We start from the raw sequence: 19,823 nt of genomic DNA, 5'->3' as shown, positions 1-19,823 counted from the left end.
CTCGCGGGACAGCGTGCGAGGTGTTTTCTGTGCCGCCTCCCAGACCTCCGTCCACCGCGGCCGAGGCCGGTGGTCTCCCCGATGGCGGGCCGGCCGGCCGCTCGTATGATCCCGGACCGGCGAACCGGATTGTGACCCTGTTCACACAACCAAACGCTCGCTAGGCTGATTTGCATGATCTCTACAGTTGTCTGGGGCACCGGCAATGTCGGGCGGCTGGCCATCCGGGCCGTCGACGCCCATCCGGGGCTGGAATTGACCGGGGTGATCGTCCACAACCCCGACAAGGTCGGACGGGACGCGGGCACGCTGGGCGGGCTCGAGCGCGAGCTGGGCGTGGCGGCGACCGACGACATCGAGGCCGTGCTGGCCGCCGGGCCGGGAGCGGTGGTGTACGCGGCGTCCGGGGACATCCGGCCCGACGACGCGCTCAACGACATCGTCCGGGCGGTACGGGCGGGGGCCGTGGTCGTCACGCCCTCCCTGTACGCGCTCTACGACATCCGGAACGCGCCGGCCGAGATGCGCGAGCCGCTGCTGGCCGCGGTCGCGGAGGGCGGCGGGTCGCTGTTCGTCTCCGGGGTGGATCCGGGCTGGGGCAACGACGTGCTCCCCCTACTCGTCAGCGGAGTGGGCTCCGTCGTCGACGCGGTGCGCTGCCAGGAGATCTTCGACTACACCACCTACGACCAGGAGGACTCCGTCCGCTACCTGGTCGGCATGGGCCAGCCGATGGACTACGAGCCGCCGATGCTCTCCCCGACCGTCCCGTCCATGGTGTGGGGCGGGCAGGTGCGGCTGATGGCGCGGGCGCTGGGCGTGGAGCTCGACGACGTCCGCGAGACCGTGGAGCGGCGCCCGCTGGAGGCCACCGTGTCCACCAAGGCGATGGGCGACTTCGAGGCCGGCACGCAGGGCGCGGTCCGGTTCGAGGTGCAGGGCATCGTCGGCGGCGAGCCCCTGATCGTCATCGAGCACGTCACCCGCATCCACGCCTCCTGCGCGCCGGACTGGCCGACGCCGCCCGACGGCGGTGACGGCGCCCACCGCGTGATCATCGAGGGCCGCCCGCGCATCGAGGTGACGCTGGAGGCCCTCGACGGGGACGGCAACCGCGCCGAGGGCGGCAACGCCACCGCGGTCGGCCGCCTCGTGAACGCCGTCGACTGGCTCGCCGAGGCCGGGCCCGGCCTCTACGACGCGCTCGACGTCCCGCTGCGCCCCGCGATCGGAAGACTCGGAAGGAAGACCCCGTGAACATCGACATCCCCGAGGGCAAGGACCCCATCGGCTACGTGTGGGGCGAGATGGTCCACGGCATCGGGCCCGCCGCGGCGGCCTTCTCGTTGTCGGTGTACGAGCACACGACGCTCGGGCTCCGCGAGTTCGAGGCCGCGCGGTTGCGGATCGCCCAGATCAACGGCTGCCTCTTCTGCCTCGACTGGCGCACCGAACGGGACGGGCAGAAGGTCGAGGAGGAGTTCGCCGACGCCGTCACGAACTGGCGCACCGCCGAGGCGTTCGACGAGCGCACCCGCCTGGCCGCCGAGTACGCCGAGCGTTACGCGCTCGACCACCACGGCCTGGACGAGGAGTTCTGGGCGCGGATGACCGCGCACTACGACCAGCGCGAGATCGTGGAGCTGAGCATGAGCATCGGCGCGTGGCTGGCGTTCGGGCGCCTCAACCACGTGCTGGGCCTCGACGCGGTGTGCGTGCTGCCGGGCCACTGAGGGCATGAAAAAGGCCGGCCACACGCGCCCGCGGCCGGCTTGTTCGATCAGGTCATCGTCACAGGTCCGTGGCGATGATCTTTTCTATGTTGCGTTCCGCGAGCGCTGTGATGGTGACGAACGGGTTGACGCTGGTGTTGCCGGGGATCAGCGAGCCGTCGATGACGTACAGGCCCGCGTATCCGCGCAGGCGGCCGTAGTTGTCGGTCGCCTTGTTCAGCACCACGCCGCCCAGGGGGTGGTAGGTGAGGCCGTCGTTCCAGACCTTGGTGCCGCCGAAGAAGTCGGTCCGGTAGATCGTCCCCTCCTTCCTGTTGATCTTGTCGAAGATCGTCTTGGCCATGGTGATGGAGTCCTGCTTCCAGGCCCGCTGCCAGCTCAGCTCCGCGCTGCCCGTCCCGGCGTTCCAGGAGAACTCCGCGCGGCGCGGGGTGTTGGTGATCGACAGGTAGAGCGAGGCGTAGGTCTCGATGCCGGTGGGAACCGGCGCGACCTCCGCGAACGCCCCGCCCGGACCCCAGTTGTCGATGCCGGTGGAGGGCATGGAGGACTGGAGCGTGCCGGTCGCGTCCCACATGTGGTTCGCGCGCCCGCACATGACGTTGCCGTTGTCGCCCCAGCCCTTGCCGACCTCGCCGCTCAGGTTCGGCAGCGCGCCGGTGGCGCGCAGCTTCACCAGCAGCTTGCTGGTGCCCACGCTGCCGGCGGCGAAGAACACCCGGTCGGCCGTCACGGTCTTGGTCGCCACGGTGCCGCCGGTGGTGTTCAGCTGCCGGATGGCCACGGTGTAGCCGCCGCCGGTCGCCGGGGTGACCGAGGTGACCTCGTGCAGCGGCGAGATCGCCACCCGCCCCGTCGCCTTGGCCTGGGCCAGGTAGGTCTTGGGCAGCGTCTTCTTGCCGTGGTTGTTGCCGAAGATGACCTCACCGGCCAGCGCCGACCGGGTGGCGTTGCCGGCCTGCTCCTGCTGCATGTAGTTCCAGTCGTACACGTTCGGCACGAAGACGTGGGGGAAGCTGGAACGTTCCGCGTGCTTGCGCCCGACTCTGGCGTACTGGTAGCAGTCGGCCTCCTCCCACCAGTCCATCGGGACCTCGGCGACGCCCAGCCCGGCGTTGGCGCGCGGGTAGTAGGTGCTGTACATCTCGGCGGCGTCCACCGACGGGAGGATCCCGCTGAAGCGGTCGCGCTGAGGCGTGACGGCCATGCCGCCGTTGACCAGCGAGCCGCCGCCCACGCCGCGGCCCTGGTAGACCGTGATCCCGGCGAAGTCCTCGGCGTCCAGGATGCCGGTGTACCTGTTGACGTTCTTGTCGATCGGGAAGCCCAGGAAGTTGCTCAGGGGCTGCTTGGTCCGGGTCCGCAACCAGAACGACCGGTCGTCGGGGGACTTGGTGTTGGCGAAGATCTTCCCGTCCGAGCCGGGCGTGTCCCACGACATGCCCATCTCGACCATGTGCACGTCGATGCCCGCCTGCGCCAGGCGCAGGGCGGCGACGGACCCGCCGTAACCGGTGCCGATCACCAGGGCCGGGACCCGGGATCCGGACGCGATCGGCGCGGGCACCGGCGCGGCCGACGCCGGCCGCAGGCCGAACGCCGCGGCGCCCAGAATAGAACCTGTTCCAACGATGAATCCGCGACGCGAGACCGCGCTCAATCCCGGTCTGTACACGGTGCCATCACTCAAGTGACGCTCCTCACTCAGGGGTGGAATAGAATTTGTTCTACATGCCTGAGTGAGCCAAGTCACTACTTACTCATAAGTAACTTTGCATCCGCCGACGTACCGGTTCCCCCACGCGTCGCAGCCGATCAGAGAGTCTCATGATTGGAATTCCACGACCGGTTCCCCCGTGTCGGCGGCGCTCCGGAGAGTGAGACGGATCAGCGGTCTTCGGCGGCTCCGCGCCGGGAACGTCCCGGGCGCGGAGCCGCCGCTCCCGGGAAGACGTTCCCGGGACGTCCGGACCCCGTCCGTCAGCGGGCGCCGCCGTTGATGTAGAGGGTCTGGCCGCTGACGTAGGAGGCGTCCTCGCTCGCCAGGAAGGCGATGACGGAGGCGACCTCCTCGGGGGAGCCGACGCGGCCGAGCGGCGTGCGCTCGGCCGCCATCGCCTGGTGCTCGGCAGGCGAGGCGCCGACGCGCTCGGCGGTCGCGGCGGTCATCGCGGTGGCGATGTAGCCGGGGGCGACCGCGTTGACGTTGATGCCGTAGGGGCCCAGCTCGATGGCGAGCGTCGAGGTGAGGGCCTGGATGCCGGCCTTGGCCGCGGCGTAGTTGGCCTGGCCCCGGTTGCCCAGCGCCGAACGGCTGCTCAACGAGACGATCTTGCCGTGGCGCTGGGCGACCATGTGCCGCTGGGCCGCCTGCACGCAGTTGAAGACGCTGGTCAGGTTGACCTCCAGGACGCTGTCCCAGTCGGCCTTGGGCATCTTGTACAGCAGGTTGTCGCGGGTGATCCCGGCGTTGTTGACCAGGATGTGCAGCCCGCCGAGATCGGCCGCGATCCGGTCGAAGACCTCCCGGACGGCCGCGTGGTCGGACACGTCGCACGCGTACGCGCGGCCCTCTTGCGGCTCCTTCAGGTCGACCACCGCGACCGTCGCGCCCTCGGACGCCAGCCTGCGCGCGGTGGCCGCGCCGATGCCCTGCGCCGCGCCGGTCACCACGGCGACCTTCCCGTCGAACCTTCCCATCACATGCCTCCCTACAGGCCCATGTCCTTGGCGATGATCATCTTCATGACCTCGGAGGTACCGCCGTAGATGCGGTTGACGCGGTTGTCGGCGTACAGCCGGGCGATCGGGTACTCGTTGACGAAGCCGTAGCCGCCGTGCAGCTGCAGGCAGCGGTCGATGACGCGGTGCGCGACCTCGGTGCAGAACAACTTGGCCGAGGCGGCCTCGGCCGGGGTGAGCTCGCGGGCGTCGAGGGCCTCCAGCGCCCGGTCGACGACGGCCTGCGCGGCGTCCACCTCGGCCTGGCAGGCGGCCAGCTCGAACTTCGTGTTCTGGAAGGAGGAGACCGGCTTGCCGAACACCAGGCGCTCCTGGGTGTACTTCTTGGCGAACTCCACCGCCGCCACGGCCTGCGAGTACGCGCCGTACGCGATGCTGAAACGCTCCTGAGGCAGGTTCTGGCCGAGGTAGGAGAAGCCCTTGTTCTCCTCGCCGAGCAGGTCCGCCACGGGCACCTTCACGTCCTGGAACGACAGTTCGGCGGTGTCGGAGACCTTCAGCCCGAGCTTGTCGAGCTTGCGGCCGACGGAGTAGCCCTCGGCCTTGGTGTCGACGACCAGCAGCGAGATGCCGAAGCGGCGGTCGTCCTCCTTGGGCGGCGCCGTACGGGCGCAGACGATGACGCGATCGGCGTGCACGCCGCCGGTGATGAACGTCTTGGCGCCGTTGAGCACGTAGTGGCTTCCGTCCTCCGACAGTTTCGCGGTGGTCGTCATGCCCGCGAGGTCGGAGCCGGTGCCGGGCTCGGTCATCGCGATCGCGAACATCGTCTCGCCGGTGACGAACGGCGGCAGCCACCGCTGCTTCTGCTCCTCGGTGCCCAGGCTGAGGATGTAGGGCAGGCACAACGCGACGTGCACGCTGGAGCCGCCGAACGACACCGCGGCCCGCGCAGTCTCCTCGTACTGGATCGCGGAGAACTTGAACGAGTCGATGCCGGCCCCGCCGTACTCCTCCGGCACCTCGATGCCGAAGGTCCCCAGCTCGCCGAGCTTGTAGTAGAACTCCCGGGGCATCTGCCCGTCGGCGAGCCACTGCTCGTAGTGCGGTGACACCTCGGCCTCGATGAAGGCGCGCAGGGTCTTGCGGAAGGCCTCGTGGTCGTCGTTGAAAACTGTGCGACGCATGGTCGGGGGGTCCTTTCGGATTCTCAGAAGGCGTTGATGCCGGTCAGCGCCCGGCCGATGAGCAGTTTCTGGATCTGGCTGGTGCCCTCGTACAGGGTGGTCACGCGGGCGTCCCGCAGCGCCTTGCCGACGGGGAACTCGTCAACGTACCCGTAGCCCCCGAAGACCTGGACGGCCTGGTTGGCCGCTTTGACCGACGCCTCGGTCGCGAAGAGCTTGGCCATCGACGCCTCGGTCCCGAACCTCTCGCCCCGCTCGGCGAGGTCCGCCGCCCGCCACGTCAGCAGCCGCGCGGCGTCCGTCTCGACGGCCATCTCCGCGAGCATCTCCTGGACGAGCTGGTAGGACGCGATGGGCTTCCCGAACTGGGTGCGCTGCCCCGCGTAGGCCACGGCCGCCTCCAGGCACCCCCGCGCCAGCCCCACGCAGCCCGCGGCCACGGAGATGCGCCCCTTGTCCAGCGCCGTCATCGCGATCTTGAAACCGGACCCTTCGGGCCCGAGCCGCAGCCCGTCGGGCACCCGCACCCCGTCGAGCACGAGCTCCGCCGTCGCCTGCCCCCGCAGGCCGAGCTTCCCCTTGACCTCCCGCCGCCCGAACCCCTCGCCGGAGGTCGGCACGAGGAACGCCGTGATCCCCCGGGCCCCGGGGCCTCCCGTCCGCGCGAACACGAGCGCCACGTCGGCCCACGTCCCGTTGGTGATGAACATCTTGGTGCCGCTGATCACCCAGTCGTCGCCGTCGCGCACCGCCCGCGCCGCCAGGGACGCCGCGTCGGACCCCGTCCCCGGCTCGGTCAGCCCGAAGCACCCCAGCGACTCCCCCGAGCACAACCCCGGCAGGAACCGCCGCTTCTGCTCCCGGCTCCCCCACTTCTGGACGCTCTTGGCCACCAGCCCCAGCGACACCGACACGATCCCCCGCACCGACGTGTCCCCGCGCCCGAGCTCCTCCATCAGCAGGCAGTAGGAGAGGAAGTCGCCCCCCGACCCCCCGTGCTCCTCGTCGATCCCCATCCCGAGGAACCCCACCTCACCGAGCTTCTTCACGATCCCGGCGTCCACCTGCTCGACCCGGTCCCACTCGGCCGCGTGCGGCACGACCTCCCGGTCGACCCACTCCCGCGCCAGCTCCCGGAACTGCTCCTGCTCCCCGGTGAGGGTGAAGTCCATGCCGGCTCCCTTGATGAGCACTGCTAGTTTTCAGCGCACAGTAACCTACCACCGCTAGTTTCTTCAAGAGCGCAAGGAGGGATGGCACGGATAAAGGTTTGTTCCGACGCAGGTCACGGCGGGTTTCACTGATCCACGGATCGCCTATGCCCAAGGTAGTGATCTAGATCGGGAGTGCGGACATGTCCTATGGGTTGAACACCGGCGACTCCGCATGGGTGCTCGTCAGCTTCGCGATGGTGCTGCTCATGACGCCGGGGCTCGCCCTGTTCTACGGCGGGATGGTCCGCGCGGAGAACCTCATCAGCGTGCTGTACATGAGCTTCGTCTCGATCGCCGTGGTGACCGTCATCTGGTTCGTCTACGGGTACGGGCTGGCGTTCGGCAAGGACGTAGGCGGGGTCGGCCTGATCGGGTGGGGGGACTGGCAGTTCTTCAGGACCACGCCGCGGGTCATGCGGGGGGTCATCCCGCTGTACGTCTACTCGCTCTTCCAGCTGGTCTTCGCGATCATCACGCTCGCGCTGATCAGCGGGTCGGTCGCCAACCGGGTCAGGCTCGGGCCCTGGATGGTCTTCGGGGCGGTCTGGATGACGCTGGTCTACCTGCCGATCGCCCACTGGGTGTTCTCCTCGGGCGGCTGGATCAACAAGTGGGGCGCACTGGACTTCGCCGGCGGCCTGGTCGTCGAGCTGAACTCCGGGATCGCGGGCCTGGCGCTGGCCGTGGTGCTCGGACCCTCCCTGCGCTTCCGCCGGGAGGGGCCCCCGCAGCCCAAGAACATCCCGCTGGTCATGACGGGCATGGGGTTGTTGTGGTTCGGGTGGTTCGGGTTCAACGGCGGCTCGGCGCTGACCGACGGCGCCCTGGCGGCGAACGCGGTCGTCAACACCATGATGTGCGGCTGCGTCGCGATGCTCGTCTGGATGCTGATCGAACGCCTGCGGTTCGGACAATTCTCCCGGCTGGGCGGCACGACCGGCGCGCTCGCCGGACTCGTCGCCATCACCCCGGCCTGCGGTTACGTCAACCTGTTCGGCGCGACCGTCATCGGCATCGTCGTCGCGATCGTCTGCACCTACGCCGTGGAGGTCAAGACGACCGTCGGCTACGACGACACCCTGGACGTCGTGGGCATCCACGGGGCAGGCGGCATCGTCGGCCTGGTGCTGCTCGGGTTCTTCGCCACCGGCAAGTACGGCAGCACCACCGCCGGGCTCTTCTACGGCGGCTCGATCTCCCTGCTGGGCAAGCAGATCGTCGCGATCCTCGCCGTCGCCTGCTACACGTTCGTGCTCACCTACCTCATCGGCAAGGTCGTGGACGTCCTGTTCCGCTTCCGGCCGCCGCCCAAGGAGGAGACCGCGGGGCTCGACACCGAGCTGCGCATCGGATGAGCACGCGGAACGGCGGCCGGACCGACGGGCCGCTGCCGTTCCTGTTCACCGTCCTGGCCTTCACGACCGGGATGATCGACGCGATGAGCTTCCTGGCGCTCGGCGGGGTCTTCGTCGCCGCCATGACCGGGAACGTCATCATCCTCGGCCTCAGCGTGGCCGACCTCGACACCGCGCTGTCCTCCGCGCTGTCGCTCCTGGCCTTCGCGGTGGGGGCGGGCTGCGGCGGCCAGGCCGTCCTGCCGCGGTTCGCACGCCGGCACCGCGGCCTGCTGCTGGCGGCGGGCACCGCCGTCCATGCGGCTCTCGTCTGCGGGGCCGCGGTGCTGGCCTCCCGGTACGGGTTCACCGAACCGTGGGAGCGACGGCCGGTCATCGTGATACTCGCCTTCTCCCTGGGCTGGGAGTACGCGATCGCGCGCGCGCTGAAAGTGTCCGACCTGAACCCGCTGGTGGTCACGACCACGCTCAACTCGCTGTTCGCCGAGTCCGTCGCGCCCGCCCGGCAGGCCCGGCGGCTCGTCTCGATCTGCGCGCTGCTGGCGGGCGCCGTGGTGTCGAGCCTGCTGCACCGCAAGCTCTTCCCGGTGGCGCCCCTGTGGGCGGCCGGTGCCCTCCTCACCGGGTGCGCCGTGGCCGCGTATGCCGCCACCAGGCTTTCCGGCGCAAAGGACTGGGACTGAGGACGCGGCCCCGCCGGAGACCGCCCGTCACAGCGGAAGGCTGCCGCGCAGGGAGCGGGTCTGGGCGGCGACATCGTCGAGGACGTCCTCGGAGGGGGCGGCCGCGGCTCGGACCGCCGGCTTCCGGCCCTCGTGGATCGCCATCGCCATCTCCCGCAGCTCCGCCGAGACCGCCCGGACCTCCGGTTCCGGCGGCGGCTCGGCGCCTTCCCTGACCTGGACGGACGCGGCCGTGACGGCGTCCACGAGGTGGTCGAGCTCGATCAGGACCGGCCACCAGGCGCCGCCCTGGCGGCTGGCCGGAGGAGGCTCGGACAAGGACTGCCGCAACCCGTTCTGGATGGAGTTGAGGCTGCGGTGCAGCGCCCGCCGGTCGCGGGCCCTGACGTCCCAGGAGCCGGTGAAGGCCTCGTCGAGGTAGTCGGCGGCCGCCTCGAACCCGGCGGTGATCCGGTCGCCGAGCCGGATCCGCCAGCTCTCCGGCCAGAGGGCGTAGCCGAAGACCAGCACGATCAGGCTGCCGAGGACGGTGTCGGCCAGCCGGGCCGCCACCAGCTCCCCGGAGGGCGCCGGGGAGATCATGTCGAGCAGGAAGAGCATCAGCGGCGTGACCGCCGCCGTGCGCATCGCGTAGGACTTGACCTTCAGCAGCGGGATCAGCCCGCCGAAGAACGCCGCGAGCGGGACCGCGGCCCAGCCGCGCGGGACCGCGACCAGCACCAGCAGGGTGGGGACGGCCGCGGCGATCGTGCCGAGCGCGCGCAGCAGCGACCGGACGAAGACCGATCCGAAGTCGGGTTTCAGCACGACGACCACGGTCAGCGACACCCAGAAGGAGTGCGCCTGGGGGATCCCGAGGAGGTGCGGCACCCCCGGCACCTCGGTGATCACCGAGGCGATCGCCATGCACAGGGCGAGCCGGAGCCCGTACCGCCAGGCGGCCCCGGAGGTGAGGGCGAGCCTGGCCGCCTCCCGCGCCCTGGTCGGCAGGGGCTCGGGCAGGCCGAGCCAGTCGGGGCCCTCCAGTTCCGTGCTCGGCAGCCGCCGCAGGATGTAGCCGATGCTCCGGGCGAACGCCGGATCGCCCTCGAACGGCGCGATGTCGGCGTCCTTGCGGCCGGTCCGCACCGCTTCCGCGATCCGCCGCACCGTCTCGGCCAGCCCCGGCGGCGCGGTCCGCCCGGACCGGATGAGCACGGTGGTCTCCTCCGCCAGGGGTGTGGCCGCGTTGAGCATGCCGACCAGCCACCGCGTCTCGGTGTCCCAGCTCCCCTCTCCGCGGAGCTGATGGCGCAGCAGCGCGTCCTGGGCGCCGTCCGTGGCCCGGCTGAGCGCCCGGCGGGCCTCGCCCGGGTGGGGGGAGGCGTCCAGGAGATCGGCGATCCCGGCGTACACGGCGGCGACTGCCTTGCGCTGGGGATCGGCGCCGGAGCCCGCGATGCGCCAGCTCAGCAGCGCCAGCAGGATGTAGAAGACGCCGCCCGCGAGCTGGAGCAGCGGGGGCAGCCACAACTCCCCGACCGGGTGCAGCCCGGCGCCGAGCACGTTCATGAACAGCAGGCTCAGCGCGGCCCCCGACAGGACCTTGCCGACCGAGCTGATCAGCCCGGAGAACAGCGCGACGAGCGTGATCATCGCCACCGTCCACCAGCCGTGCCCGTGGACGAGCTGGCCCATGACCAGACCGGCCGCGCCGGCCAGCTGCGAGACGAGCAGGCCCAGCACCCTGGACCGGTACGGTCCCACGTCCGGCCGCATCACCCCCTGCACCATGCCCGCCGCCGCGAGCAGCCCGGCGTCGGGCCTGCCCAGCGCCATCGCCACCGCGATCACCACGCCGAGCCCGATGGCGGCGCGGGTCGCCTCGAGCCAGGGCAGGGGGTCCTGCGACAGTGCGAGCGCCCGGCTCAGCCAGCTCCTCGTGTCGGCTCGCACGCCGCCTGTCGCCATACCGCCTCCAGCAGACGTCAGATCGCGCGGAACAGGGCGTAGAAGAGCGCGAAGACGATGACGCCGAGCAGGATGGAGACGAAGATGTTCGTGACGGCCTTGGTGTGCTCGCCGTTCTGGATGAGGTGGACGGTGTCCAGCTCGAAGGTGCTGAACGTGGTCAGCGCGCCGCAGAAGCCCGTGCCCAGCAGTGCTTCCACCGCGGTGCCCGTGCCCGCGCCGTGCAGCGCCCCCAGGAGGCCCGCGCCCAGGATGTTGACCGTCAGCGTCCCCCAGGGGAACGCCTTGCCGAACCGCTTCTTGACCCTCGCGTCGAGGACGTAGCGCAGCACGGCGCCGAACGCGCCTCCGATGAGCACCAGCAGGAACGTCATGGCGTCCGCCCCTCTCCGGACCGGTCGGCCGGATGCGGGATCATCCCGCCCAGCCGCAGCCCCGCCGCGACGGCGATCAGGCCGCCCAGCACGCTGACCACCGCGTAGGTGACGCTCAGGCCCCAGCTCCCGGCGCGGGCCAGCGCGTCTATCCCGTCGATGAGGTGGGAGAACGTGCTGAAGCCGCCGAGGTAGCCGGTGACCAGGAAGAGCCGGGCGGAGGGGTGCGGCCGCCCCTTGAGCAGGTACGTCGTCAGCAGACCCATGAGAAGGCAGGCGAGGACGTTCACCAGGAGGGTGCCCCAGGGGAAGCCGCTCTTCGCCCCGGGCATCGCCTCGGTGATCAGATAACGCAGCAGGGCGCCGATCGCGCCGCCGACGGCGATGTCCAGGAACGCGCTGGAATGCATTCCCGGATGGCGGGGAGGCCCCGTCTTGTTCCGGTCCAGGGCGGAGGCCTCGGCCTTCTCACGATGGAGCAGGCGCCCTCCCGCCTCTCTCGAATCTTCCATTGCCGGTGCTCCAGATCTCGATAAGACGGACGGCTCGGGGTCACGCCCTGCGGCGGTCGGGGGCGGGCACCCCCAGCAGCAGCCTGCGGACGGCCTCCCAGGCCCGCATGAAGGCCTCCTCCACCTCGGGCGACGTGTCGCCGAGGATCCGCGCCCAGGCTCCCCGCCCGCCCGGCAGGACGCTGGCCCCGGTCCGCAGACCGGTGCCGGCGAGCGCCTCGTGCAGGGCGTCGGCCACCTCCTGCGCGGGCCGGGCCCCGGTGACGACGTACAGGGACGACAGGGCGTCGAAGCCGTCCATCACCGCGAGACCGGTCACCCCCTCCTCCTGCGGCACCAGCCGGAGCGGGTCGGCGAACAGCAGCCCTCCGTCGGGGTCGTGCACCTCGATGTCGCTGCAGTACGCCGTGTAGGCGTGCCGCTCCCCCCGTGCCAGCCGGCCGGCCAGCATCGTCTCGCCCAGCACGACCGTGGCCTCCGGGTCGGCGGTGACCCCGATCCGCTGGTAGTACCGGGAGCCGGCGAAGGGGATCGTGGTGTCCGGCAGGTACTCCAGGTAGGCGCCGGGACCGGCCGTGAGGTTGACCAGCTGGGTGGCGTAGTCCTGCTCCATCCGGTAGACCCGGGTGGCGCCCTGGGTGGTGAGGTTGACGAACGCGCCCGCCCCGCAGGAGACGTCGACGCGGTAGCGGTCGCCCTGGAGGGTGCCGCCGCCGGTCGCGATCATGATCGTGTGCGCCATGTGCCGCAGCGCGGGGTCGTGGTACAGCGGGCGGGTGATCTGCAGCGGCGACTTCTGGTAGTGCCCGGTCAGCTCCGTCCGGCCGCCGATCTCCTCGTACGCCAGATCCAGGACGCCGACCTTGCCCGGACTGCCGACCGGCAGCGTGTCCGGCGGGGCGGAGTGCCTGCGCACCGCCGGCGGCACCCACGGCGGCTCGTACCACCCGGGGGCCAGCCGGTCGCCGGCCCCCGCGCCGCCGGGCGTCTCTAGGCCGGAGAGGTACACGCCGCCCCCGCCCGCGACTCGATGAGATCGGCCACCTCGACGATCCCGGTGCCGGCCAGGCAGTCGGTCAGCACCACCGGGCCCGCACCGCGCACCGCCCGCGCGTCGCGTTCCATCACCCCCAGGTCGGTCCGCACGTACCGCGCGATGTCGATCTTGTTGATGACGAGGAGGTCGGAGTCCGTGGTGCCGGGACCGCGCTTGCGCGGCATCTTCTCGCCCTCGGCGGTGTCCAGGACGAAGATGTACATGTCGGCCAGCGCCGGGCTGAAGGTGAGCGTCAGGTTGTCGCCTCCGCTCTCGAACAGCAGCAGGTCGATGTCGGGGAACCGGTCGACCAGGTCGGCGGCGGCGGCCAGGTTCATGGTCGGGTCGTCGCGGACGGCGGTGTGCGGGCAGGCGCCCGTCTCCACGCCCACGATCCGCTCGGGGTCGAGCACCCCGGCCAGGGTCCGCCGGACGTGCTGGGCGTCCTCCTGGGTGTAGATGTCGTTGGTGATCACGCCGAGGTGGTGCCCGCGGTCGATGAGCAGGGGCGCCAGCGCCTCGATCAGGGCGGTCTTGCCGGAGCCCACCGGGCCGCCCACCCCTACCTTGAAGACCTTCTCCAGTTCCATGTCTTTCCCTTCAGGTGATGAACAGGCGGGCCGGAGCCCGCTCGTGGGCGGCCGAGACGGTGTCGGCGACGGGGACCGCGCCGTGCAGGTCGAGCAGGTCCTCGGCGGCGAGGGCGCGGCGGGCCACCCGCGCGAGGTCCGGCCGGACCTCGCGCAGGATCGCCTGGGCGCGGCGGAAGTCCACCCGCGCCAGGCGTACCGCCGCCGCCGTCCAGCTCGCGGCGAAGGCGTACAGGTCGCCGGCCACCGCGCGTTCGACGGGGACCCCGAGCCCGGCGTGGACGGCGCCCACCACGACCGCGTGGTTGCCGGGCACCTCCTTCCGCGCCACCAGGGCGGCCAGCCGGTCGGTCTCGGGCAGCGCGAACGCCCAGGCCGCCGTGTCGAGGACCTGGCGGCCGGTCCGCACCGAGGCGGTGCGCTGCTCGCGGTTGAGCTTGACCGCGTGCAGCCGGTGGTCGACCTGCGCCAGCCGGTCCCAGTCGCCTTCGGTGACGGCGCGGTGGGCGAGCACCAGCGCCGTGGCGTCCCCCGGGCCGACCGAGTGGTACAGCAGGTCGCGCAGCAGCCCGGAGATCTCCGCCGGACCGTCCAGCAGCCCGAGCTGGACGTACCCCTCCAGCCCGTGCGAGAGCGTGTACAGGCCGCTGGGGAAGCCCGAGTCGGTGAGCTGGAACTGGGCCAGCAGCGGGTCCAGTTCCTCGACGCGTTCGGCCGCGGGTGCGCTCATGTGAGGAAGAACAGCTTGTTGAGCGGCAGCTTCTTGGCCGGTTCGATGCTGACGACGTCGCCGTTCACCGTGACCTTGTAGGTCTCCGGATCGACCGCGATGTCGGCGAGCGTGGTGTTGCGGACCATGTGGCGCTTGTCGACGGTGCGGCACTGGCGGATCGGCTCGATGATCCGCCTCAGGCCGAGCCGCTCCGGCACCCCGGCCGCGATCCCGGCCTGGGACATGAAGGTGACGCAGCTGCTGGCCAGCGCGGTTCCGCGGGCGCCGAACGTGCGCCGGTAGACGACCGGCTGCGGCGTCGGCAGCGACGCGTTCGGGTCGCCCATCGGGAACCAGCTGATCGCGCCGCCCTTGACCACCATGAAGGGCTTGGCCCCGAAGGAGTGCGGCTGCCACAGCACGATGTCGGCGAGCCTGCCGTCCTCCAGCGAGCCGATCGTGTTCGCCATCCCGTTGGCGCGGGCCGGGTTGATGGTGAGCTTGGCCAGGTAGCGCAGCACCCGGAAGTTGTCGTTGCGGGAGGAGTCCTCCGGCAGCGGCCCGCGCTTGTCCTTGTTGTGGTGGGCGACCTGGAAGGCGCGGGTGAACGACTCGCCGACCCGGCCCATCGCCTGGGAGTCCGACGCGATGATGCTGATGATGCCGAGGTCGTGCAGCACGGTCTCGGCGGCGATGGTCTCGGCGCGGACCCGGCTCTCGGCGAACGCCACGTCCTCGGGCACGCTGTAGCTGAGGTGGTGGCAGACCATCGTCATGTCCAGCAGCTCGTCCACCGAGTTGACGGTGTAGGGCAGCGTCGGGTTCGTGGACGCCGGCAGGACGTTGGGCTCGCCCGTCACCCGCAGGATGTCGGGCGCGTGGCCGCCGCCCGCCCCCTCGGAGTGGAAGGTGTGGATCGAGCGGCCGTTGATCATGTTGATCGTGTCCTCGACGAACCCGCCCTCGTTCAGGGTGTCGGTGTGGATCGCGACCTGGATGTCGTACTCGTCGGCCACCGAGAGCGCGCAGTCGATGACCGCGGGCGTGCTGCCCCAGTCCTCGTGGACCTTCAGCCCCGCGGCCCCGCCCCGGATCTGGTCCTCCAGCGCCGCGGGCAGGCTGCTGTTGCCCTTGCCGTACACCGCGACGTTGATGGGGATGTCCTCGTAGGCCTGCAGCATGCGGGCGAGGTTCCACGGGCCGGGCGTGGTGGTGCAGCCGCGGCTGCCGTCGGCGGGGCCGGTGCCGCCGCCGACCAGCGTGGTGATCCCGTTGCTCAGCGCGTGCTTGGCCTGCTCGGGTGCGAGGAAGTGCACGTGGGTGTCGATCCCGCCCGGAGTGGCGATGAGGTTCTCACCCGAGATCACCTCGGTGTCCGCGCTGACGATGAGGCGCCGGTCCACCCCGTTCTGGGTGTGCGGGTTGCCGGACTTGCCGATCCCGACGATCTTGCCGTCCTTGATGCCGATGTCGCCCTTGACGACGCCGATCATCGGGTCGATGACCACCGCGTTGGTGATCACCACGTCGAGGGCGATCAGACCGCTCGTGGCGGGATCGCTCGACATGCCGTCGCGGACGGTCTTGCCGCCGCCGTACTGGGTCTCGTCGCCGTAGTGCCCCTCGGTGTGGTCCAGCTCCACCTCGACGATGAGGTCGGTGTCCCCCAACCGGATGCGGTCGCCCACCGTCGGGCCGTACATGGACGCGTATTTCTCACGGCTTATCGAAGTCATCGTGGTCAGCCCTTCTTGGAGGATTTCGGCTTCTTGTCGCCGCCCTTGGCCTTGCCCGGCTCCTCGGGCTCGTCGAGGTAGCCGCGCTCACGCATGCGCTTCAGCGCCTTGCGGCGCGCCTCGGTGGAGCGGACGCTCCCGTTGAGCAGGCCGCCGAAGCCCACGAGCCGCTGCCCTCCGCCGTACTCGACCAGCTTCACCTGCTTGGTGTCCCCGGGCTCGAACCGCACGGCGGTGCCCGCGGGGATGTCCAGGCGTTTTCCGAACGCGCGGTCGCGATCGAAGCTCAGCGCGCGGTTCGTCTCGAAGAAATGGAAGTGGGAGCCGATCTGGATGGCCCGGTCACCGGTGTTGCGCACCGTGATCGTCACGCGTTCCTGACCGGCGTTCAGCTCGATGTCGCCCTCGCCGTACATGTACTCAGGCATGGGATGCCGCCCCTTTCTGGATCACCGTCAGCGCGGCGGGAAAGCCGTCACGGCTGTCGTGTTCGTGGTCGTTCTCGTGTCCGTGGCCATGGCCGTGCCCGTGGTCGTGGCGGGCCGTCGCGAGCCCGTCGTCGCCGTACCGGTCCCACCGCCGCTCCGCCTCGGCCACCCGGTCGCGGACCAGCGCCGTCAGCGACGCCCGGCCCAGCAGCGGCCCGGTGGACCGGATGCCGGGCCGCTCGGGGACCGGGACGAAGGAGGCGGGCACCAGCACGACGCTCCCGGCGCCCAGCCGGCGGCAGCGCTCGATCCCCTCGTCCACCTCCGGCTCGCCCCCGGTCAGCGCCACCTCCACCCAGCGCACCGGCAGGTGCTGCCACACCAGGCGGGCCACCCGGAACAGCTCGGCGTCCGCCTCGGGCCCGGCAGCGGGCGCCACCAGCAGCACCGCCTGGTCCGGCCGCCCCTCGCGCAGCGCCCGGGTCACCGCGCTCCTGATCCAGGAGACCAGGTGCCCGGTGGTGCCCAGCGGCCCGGCCAGCAGCAGCGCCCCGGCCGCCCGGTCGCGCGCCGCCCAGCCCAGCGTCTGGGCCGCGGTGGCCGCCAGGCCGGGATCCCTGCCGAACGTCATCGGCACCGCGACGGCCCGTTCGTGCTCGCGCAGCGCGACGTGCAGGTCGCGGCCCGGCCCTCCGGCCCGTGGCCCGTCCGGCCCGGCGAGCGCGGGCAGGACCGCGCCGTCGCGGCTCTCGTGCCCGCCGACCAGCAGGACGGTGCGGCCGTCCGGCATTACTTCCCGCCCACCGGGTCGTGGCAGGAGACCAGCTTGGTGCCGTCCTCGAAGACGGCCTCGACCTGCAGCAGCGGGAGCATCTCGCGGACGCCGGGCAGCACCTTGTCGGGCCCCAGCACCTCCTTGCCCAGCTTCATGCAGTCGGCGACGCTCTTGCCGTCCCGGGCGGCCTCGACGATCTCGTGGGTGATCAGCGCCACCGCTTCGGGATAGTTCAGCTTCAGGCCGCGGTCGCGGCGCCTGATGGCCATCTGCGCGACGGTGAAGATGGTCAGCCTGTCCATCTCCCTCGGGGTGAGGTTCATCGAGGTTCCTCTCGGTCGGTCGCCGCCGGACGCTCATCCGGCGCGGTGGAGCTTGCGGAACATGGGGACGGCCGCCAGGAACACCCACGTCACCAGCACGAAGGGCCAGGTGAGGGTGTGGCCGCCGACCACCTGGAGCAGGTTGCCGATGGTGGCGGTCGCCGCCGCGGCGGCCACTGCGCCGATCAGGGCGTAAACGCCGCTCACCGGGCTCACCGCCACGAAGATGCCGAACAGCGCGAGCCCGGTCAGGACGGAGTTGTAGCCGTACAGGCCGGCTCCGAGATCGGCCGCCTGCACGCCCAGCACCCAGCCGGTGAGCAGGCCGACCACGCTGGAGACCAGCGCCACCAGCCCCGTCATCCAGCCGGCGACGAACAGCCCGATCAGGAAGATCAGGCCGACGTACCAGACGTCCTGGAAGAACACCTGGCCGACGCCGTTGAACGTGCCCTGCCACAGGTACTTCCAGGTCATCTCGGTGCCCGGGGCGGTGGCCGACGGCGGCGCAGCACCCGCGTGGTGGGACCAGACCCTGGCGTAGGCGGGTGCGGCGATCACCACCGCGGTGGTGACCACGCAGAAGGGCGCGGTGAAGGTGGGCAGCTTGTAAGGAGTGAGCCACACGTTCATCGCCGACGTCAGCACGCTCCCGGCGATCGCGCTGAGGATGACGACGAGGACCGTCATCCAGCTCGCGCCCAGGTACAGCACCAGGCCGACGCCGATCAGCGTGCCGCAGAAGCCCTCCAGGCCCAGCGAGATCCGGTCCTTCCAGGAGACGCCGAGCAGGTACGCGGTGAGCGTGGCGACGACCGTGCCCAGCAGGCCGAAGACGCCGAACTGCCAGCCGCCGACGAACAACGCGAGGAGGAAGATCAGGCCGGTCCAGGGATTCGACTGGAAGTCGACCTGCGCGACGCCCTTCGGGATCGTGAGCAGGTCGTCGACGCCACGCCGCCCCGAGGGGTGCGGCCCCTCTCCGGGCTGATCCGGTGATGCGGATGCCGATACCAAGACGCCAACTCCCCCGACCGCGGCAGGCGTGCGGACCCCGCGGCCTTTCGGCGCAGGATCGATACGCAGGTACACGACACTGGTTTCCGGGATTTGGATCAACAAAAACCAGCAAGCGCCATGCTCCGGTCAAACATCCAGTTACCCGAACTTCCATGCGCGATCGGGCCGGGCCCGGACACCGGGCGCCGACGCGTTCCTCGCGCCCGACGGCCCTTGACGGCGGAGGAGAAGGTGAGATTCATTCGCATCCATGATCCGTCGCCCCCCGCGCCTCGCCGCCGCCGCCGGCCTCACCGCCCTCACCGTGTCCGCCGCGCTGGCACTGGCGTCCTGGACCGCCCCGCCCTCCGAGGCCGCCGCGCCGCAGCTGCGGCTCAACCAGATCCAGACGATCGGAAGCCACAACAGCTACCACCTCGAACCCCCGCAGAAGGAGTACGGGCCCATCTCGACGGTCGCCGGAAGCGCGGCGCAGGGACTGCAGTACAGCCACGCTCCGCTGGACCAGCAGTTCGCGGGGCAGCACGTCCGGCACATCGAACTCGACCTCTACGCCGACCCCGAGGGCGGCGCGTACGCCAGACCCGCCATCCGGCCGCTGACGGGGCAGAAGCCTCGCTACGACTCCCGGATGGAGGAACCCGGCACCAAGGTGCTGCACATCGCGGGCGTCGACTATCGGAGCACCTGCCTGTCGCTCGTGGAGTGCTTGCAAGTGGTGAAGCAGTGGTCGGACGGCCGCCCGTCGCACGTCCCGATCGCGATCCTGCTGGAGTTCAAGGACACCCTGGACATCCCGGTGCAGGGGCTTCCGCCGATCCGGCTGGTGACGTGGACGCGGGAACGCATGCTGACCGCCGAGCAGGAGATCCTCTCGGTCTTCCCCCGTGAGCGGATCATGGCGCCCGACGATGTCCGCAGCCCCGGCAAGACCCTGGAGGAGTCGGTCCTACAGGACGGCTGGCCACTGCTGGACGAGGCCCGCGGCAAGGTGATGTTCCTGCAGGACTCCAACGCGACGCAGCGCGACCGCTATCTCGAGGGCAGCCCCTCCCTGGAGGGAAGGCTCCTCTTCACCGCGTCCGCGCCCGGCCGGGCCGACGCCGCGTTCGTCCAGCGCAACGACGCGGCCTCCGCGTCCATCCCCGACCTGGTCGCCCGGGGTTACATGGTGCGCACCCGCGCCGATTCCGACACCGAGGAGGCCCGCTCCGGCTCCACCGCCCTGCGCGACCGGGCCCTGGCGAGCGGCGCCCAGTGGGTCAGCACCGACTACCCCGTCCCGGGCCTGGCCGCACGTTTCGCCACCGGCTACTACGCCGCGCTGCCCGGCTTCGCGGACGTCCGCTGCAACCCGGTCACCGCACCGGACGCCTGCGCCGTCGCCGACTGATCCGCTCCGGGGGGACGGGCCGTCGAAGACCGGCAAGGGCCATGGTCCGGTCAAACATCGCGCTATCCGGCATGACTCGGGCGTCGTTTTACCCGCGCATGGCGGGCGGGGCGTTTTCCG

At 70.8% G+C, this 19,823-nt stretch carries 20 protein-coding genes; 5 read left to right on the top strand and 15 right to left on the bottom strand.

Annotated features, from left to right (window positions below; translation table 11 throughout):
- The first annotated feature begins 174 nt into the window (after positions 1-174).
- Both C2865_RS16875 and C2865_RS16870 read left to right on the top strand, forming a co-directional pair.
- Positions 175-1,257 (top strand): NAD(P)H-dependent amine dehydrogenase family protein, encoded by a 1,083-nt coding sequence (locus C2865_RS16875; protein ID WP_106399455.1) that lies wholly within the window; start codon positions 175-177, stop codon positions 1,255-1,257.
- Positions 1,254-1,733 (top strand): carboxymuconolactone decarboxylase family protein, encoded by a 480-nt coding sequence (locus C2865_RS16870; protein ID WP_106399454.1) that lies wholly within the window; start codon positions 1,254-1,256, stop codon positions 1,731-1,733. Before C2865_RS16875 ends, C2865_RS16870 begins: the two co-directional genes overlap by 4 nt.
- A gap of 58 nt (positions 1,734-1,791) precedes the next feature.
- Here the strand turns inward: C2865_RS16870 and C2865_RS16865 are convergent, their stop codons facing one another.
- From C2865_RS16865 to C2865_RS16850, 4 genes are all read right to left on the bottom strand, one after another.
- Positions 1,792-3,423 (bottom strand): GMC oxidoreductase, encoded by a 1,632-nt coding sequence (locus C2865_RS16865; protein WP_106399453.1) that lies wholly within the window; start codon positions 3,421-3,423, stop codon positions 1,792-1,794.
- A gap of 290 nt (positions 3,424-3,713) precedes the next feature.
- The gene (gene fabG, locus C2865_RS16860; RefSeq protein ID WP_106399452.1) at positions 3,714-4,433 is read right to left on the bottom strand and encodes a 3-oxoacyl-ACP reductase FabG; all 720 of its coding nucleotides are present in this window, start codon (positions 4,431-4,433) and stop codon (positions 3,714-3,716) included.
- Positions 4,434-4,444: 11 nt separating this feature from the next.
- Positions 4,445-5,602, bottom strand: coding sequence for an acyl-CoA dehydrogenase family protein (locus tag C2865_RS16855; RefSeq protein WP_106399451.1), 1,158 nt, complete (start codon positions 5,600-5,602; stop codon positions 4,445-4,447).
- A 23-nt stretch (positions 5,603-5,625) separates the two neighbouring features.
- The gene (locus C2865_RS16850) at positions 5,626-6,774 is read right to left on the bottom strand and encodes an acyl-CoA dehydrogenase family protein (protein ID WP_106400014.1); all 1,149 of its coding nucleotides are present in this window, start codon (positions 6,772-6,774) and stop codon (positions 5,626-5,628) included.
- A 182-nt stretch (positions 6,775-6,956) separates the two neighbouring features.
- On the opposite strand from C2865_RS16850, the gene C2865_RS16845 reads away from it, so the two are divergent.
- Both C2865_RS16845 and C2865_RS16840 read left to right on the top strand, forming a co-directional pair.
- A complete protein-coding gene (locus tag C2865_RS16845; RefSeq protein ID WP_106399450.1) occupies positions 6,957-8,171 on the top strand; it encodes an ammonium transporter in 1,215 nt (404 codons plus the stop codon).
- Positions 8,168-8,854, top strand: a complete 687-nt coding sequence (locus C2865_RS16840) for a YoaK family protein (protein ID WP_106399449.1) — start codon at positions 8,168-8,170, stop codon at positions 8,852-8,854. The genes C2865_RS16845 and C2865_RS16840 overlap by 4 nt, the downstream gene beginning before the upstream one ends.
- A 27-nt stretch (positions 8,855-8,881) precedes the next feature.
- Here the strand turns inward: C2865_RS16840 and C2865_RS16835 are convergent, their stop codons facing one another.
- Genes C2865_RS16835 through C2865_RS16785 form a run of 11 tightly spaced genes read right to left on the bottom strand, consistent with a single transcriptional unit; the run spans position 8,882 to position 18,307 of the window.
- On the bottom strand, positions 8,882-10,804 hold the full coding sequence (locus C2865_RS16835; protein WP_106399448.1) for an FUSC family protein: 1,923 nt from the start codon (positions 10,802-10,804) through the stop codon (positions 8,882-8,884).
- Between the two features lie 17 nt (positions 10,805-10,821).
- The gene (crcB, locus tag C2865_RS16830; RefSeq protein ID WP_106399447.1) at positions 10,822-11,178 is read right to left on the bottom strand and encodes a fluoride efflux transporter CrcB; all 357 of its coding nucleotides are present in this window, start codon (positions 11,176-11,178) and stop codon (positions 10,822-10,824) included.
- A complete protein-coding gene (crcB, locus tag C2865_RS16825) occupies positions 11,175-11,690 on the bottom strand; it encodes a fluoride efflux transporter CrcB (protein ID WP_198653385.1) in 516 nt (171 codons plus the stop codon). Before crcB (C2865_RS16825) ends, crcB (C2865_RS16830) begins: the two co-directional genes overlap by 4 nt.
- Positions 11,691-11,730: 40 nt before the next feature.
- The gene (locus tag C2865_RS16820) at positions 11,731-12,699 is read right to left on the bottom strand and encodes an urease accessory protein UreD (protein WP_198653384.1); all 969 of its coding nucleotides are present in this window, start codon (positions 12,697-12,699) and stop codon (positions 11,731-11,733) included.
- The gene (gene ureG, locus C2865_RS16815; RefSeq protein WP_106399446.1) at positions 12,681-13,316 is read right to left on the bottom strand and encodes an urease accessory protein UreG; all 636 of its coding nucleotides are present in this window, start codon (positions 13,314-13,316) and stop codon (positions 12,681-12,683) included. The genes C2865_RS16820 and ureG overlap by 19 nt, the downstream gene beginning before the upstream one ends.
- Before the next feature lie 10 nt (positions 13,317-13,326).
- Complete coding sequence (locus tag C2865_RS16810; RefSeq protein ID WP_106399445.1) at positions 13,327-14,046, bottom strand: urease accessory protein UreF; 720 nt, start codon at positions 14,044-14,046, stop codon at positions 13,327-13,329.
- A complete protein-coding gene (gene ureC / locus C2865_RS16805; RefSeq protein ID WP_106399444.1) occupies positions 14,043-15,764 on the bottom strand; it encodes an urease subunit alpha in 1,722 nt (573 codons plus the stop codon). Before ureC ends, C2865_RS16810 begins: the two co-directional genes overlap by 4 nt.
- 5 nt (positions 15,765-15,769) lie before the next feature.
- Positions 15,770-16,192, bottom strand: coding sequence for an urease subunit beta (ureB, locus tag C2865_RS16800; protein ID WP_106399443.1), 423 nt, complete (start codon positions 16,190-16,192; stop codon positions 15,770-15,772).
- Entirely contained in the window at positions 16,185-16,982 is a 798-nt protein-coding gene (locus tag C2865_RS16795) for a sirohydrochlorin chelatase (RefSeq protein WP_106399442.1), read from the bottom strand. The genes ureB and C2865_RS16795 overlap by 8 nt, the downstream gene beginning before the upstream one ends.
- Positions 16,982-17,290, bottom strand: a complete 309-nt coding sequence (locus C2865_RS16790; protein WP_106399441.1) for an urease subunit gamma — start codon at positions 17,288-17,290, stop codon at positions 16,982-16,984. Before C2865_RS16790 ends, C2865_RS16795 begins: the two co-directional genes overlap by 1 nt.
- 33 nt (positions 17,291-17,323) lie before the next feature.
- A complete protein-coding gene (locus C2865_RS16785) occupies positions 17,324-18,307 on the bottom strand; it encodes an urea transporter (RefSeq protein WP_232835656.1) in 984 nt (327 codons plus the stop codon).
- Positions 18,308-18,560: 253 nt separating this feature from the next.
- On the opposite strand from C2865_RS16785, the gene C2865_RS16780 reads away from it, so the two are divergent.
- The gene (locus C2865_RS16780; protein WP_106399440.1) at positions 18,561-19,703 is read left to right on the top strand and encodes a phosphatidylinositol-specific phospholipase C1-like protein; all 1,143 of its coding nucleotides are present in this window, start codon (positions 18,561-18,563) and stop codon (positions 19,701-19,703) included.
- Positions 19,704-19,823: the final 120 nt, after the last annotated feature.

It is taken from the genome of Actinocorallia populi (assembly GCF_002995495.1).
In the GTDB taxonomy this organism is placed as follows: Bacteria; Actinomycetota; Actinomycetes; order Streptosporangiales; family Streptosporangiaceae; genus Actinocorallia; species Actinocorallia populi.
Note: the sequence above shows the minus strand (reverse complement) of the source record. Positions and strands in the feature narration are given on the sequence as shown.